The organism is Paracoccus sp. S4493 (genome assembly GCF_000967735.1).
GTDB lineage: Bacteria > Pseudomonadota > Alphaproteobacteria > Rhodobacterales > Rhodobacteraceae > Paracoccus > Paracoccus marcusii.
The window spans coordinates 1-2,407 of sequence record NZ_JXYF01000130.1; the positions used below are offsets into that span (position 1 = coordinate 1).

General features: G+C 63.4%; 2 protein-coding genes. Both read right to left on the reverse strand.

All coding sequences use genetic code 11. From position 1 onward, the window contains the following. Positions 1-1,201 (reverse strand): ParB/RepB/Spo0J family partition protein (locus tag TW83_RS14620; protein WP_162198059.1); only part of this gene is annotated, 1,201 nt, incomplete at its 3' end. Between the two features lie 266 nt (positions 1,202-1,467). Beyond that, positions 1,468-1,881 (reverse strand): DUF3768 domain-containing protein, encoded by a 414-nt coding sequence (locus TW83_RS14625; protein ID WP_052714916.1) that lies wholly within the window; start codon positions 1,879-1,881, stop codon positions 1,468-1,470. Between the last annotated feature and the right edge of the window lie 526 nt (positions 1,882-2,407).

The following is a 2,407-nucleotide window of genomic DNA, read 5'->3' on the forward strand; positions in this document are numbered from 1 at the left end:
TGGGCGCATCCTCGACGCTGTCCGCGCTGAGGCGTGTTGCGGCATGTCCGGTCAGAACCTGCGTCTCGATTGCTTCATCCCGGTCATAGGGGCTGACAAGGGGGTTAGTCACGCAAAGCCGTCCATCGCTTCCCACATAGACGAACACCCCCGCCACGGCGCGCTGTGTGTCGGTGTAGTCTCCGTCAAGGATTGCGACCAGTTCGGCTAGTTCGGCTTTGCCCGCTTCGTCCAGAACGTCGCCGTTCGCCAGTTCGGCCAGTTCGTCGTAACGCTCGGACTGCGCTTCGGTCAGTTCGCCCTCGACGCGGTAGACCCGGTCCATCTTCTCCGTGGTGCCGTAGGGAATATAGCTGTCGGTCGAAACATCCGCCCATTTCCAGACCTCCCCGACCTTCGCCGCTTCCTCTTTCAGTTTTTCGATGAACAGGCGGTCCAGCAGATCGGCATCGTGCAGCGCGGTCGTGTCGCTGAACAGATCGCGGTTCATCCGCCCGCCCGCTGCGGTATAGGCGTCCAGCCCGACAAACAGGGCGCGGCGATCGGTGCCGCTGATCGCGTCAGGCTGCAAGGCGCGCTTGATCTGGTGTTCCGACAGGTCGCGGCCCTTCACCTCGGCCAGAACCTGCAAGGTCAGGGCCTCGTCCTGGGACACGGTAAAGGCTTTCGCCATGCCAAGGCTGATCTGCCCCGCCTTCAAGGCGTCCAGAACCGGGGCGGGCAGCGCGGCCAGCGCAAGGCGGCGGTAAACATGCGCCTCGGTCTTGCCGAAGCTGCGGGCGATGGTGGACACGTCCGCGCCCGCATCCTTCATCCGGCCATAGGCACGGATTTCATCGGCGGGTGCCAAGTCCTCGCGGGCGGCGTTCTCGGCGCTGGCCCATGCCCGCGCGGTGGCCTCGTCGGCTGCGATGCGGACGGGAACGGAGGCCAGTTCCGGGTGGCGCTTGGTCACGGTTGGATCACGCTCGACCGCACGGGCAATGGCGCGCAGCCTGCGCCCCCCGGCGACGATGCCGACGCGGCCATCCGCGTCAACGGTGCCGGACAGGTTCTGGATCAGGCCGATCATGGCAAGGCTGTCGGCCAGCAGGTCGATCCCCTCCGGGTCCGCGTCCTGACGCGGGTTCATGTCGGAGACATAGAGTTGGGCCAGCGGGAAATACTGGATCGGGGCGGCGGCGATGATTTCGGTTTTCATGGGTGGCATTCCTGTTTGCGACGATTACTTGATTGATGTGGCGTCCGGCTGTGAGGGCAGGACAAAGCGATGGGGGGGGGTTTCAACCGGCCCCATGCTGCGTCAGGAAGCGGCGTCCGATACCGAAGGTGTCGCCCTTCCTGACCAGCGCCCATGCTTCTGCGAGACGCTGTTCCAAGACTGCATTGCTCATGTGTTCATTCCCTTGTCGGTGAAGCTGCGGGAAGCATCGGCCTGCCTGCGGAGCAAAGCAGGCCGATCCCCGGTCAGTGTTCGGACGGCAGGTAGAGCGTCAGGACACGGCGCGTCTGGTCAGGGTCACAGGCACAATCGGGCATCGTTGCGCCGTAGGTGTAGGCGGTGTCGAAAAGGTCGATCTTCCAGAAGATCGCCGCGCCATCGGCCTCCACGCGACCAAAGGAGTGATCCTCCCAAGGGTCGTTTTCCTCGGTGAAGTCGGTGAAGTTGATGACCTTCTCCATCAGCGCGGATTTGGTCACCACGGGCAGAGCCTCGAAACCCGGCGTGACGACAACACGGCCTTTCAGATGATGGTCCCGCCACAGGGCTGCGAAGCCCAGGCAGCGCCGGAAGGCGTCGTTCTGCTCTGCGATCAGCAGGCGCAGCATGTGGTCGCGCGCCTGCTCGGCGGCGGTGTCGGTTTGGATTGCTAGAGCCATGTCTGGCCTCCTTGTAGTGGTTAGCGTGGTGCGCTTGCTGCGCCCCTTCCGCACCTCCTTTTTACTATTTATAACAACGCTTTCCCACTTATTTATTGCCGTTTTCGGCAATTAAATAGCTTGACCAAAGCACCCCCTTCGGACTTCTTTTGATGCCTGAGGGGAGGGAGCGCACAGCCCCGTAAGGGGCCAAAAAAGAAACTGTCACCGCAACGCGGTGCCCGCATTGGTGACGGTCGCGGATCGGCGCCTGGCCTGACTTCTTCGTCAGCCTTCGGGTCGGTCGCGCAAGGACCAGCAGGACGGATCGGTCACAGACGCACAAGGGGACCGTGGAATACCGTAGGCCCGCAGGGGCAAGGATATGCCGCGAAAGCCCCTTGGGTGGATGGGGGCGATCTGTCAGGCGCAGGACGCGACCAGGCCGAAAGGTGACAGTCAGGCCCGTCCCGTCGCGATAAGGAACGCCACGCAGGGGGCGTTTGGCTTGTCCAAATCCCCCCGGAGGGGCGATCACCGCGCTTGC

Coding starts and splice junctions, on each gene's coding strand:
- TW83_RS14625 (WP_052714916.1), bottom strand. CDS start 1,881: ATGGCTCTAGCAATCCAAACCGACACCGCCGCCGAGCAGGCGCGCGAC.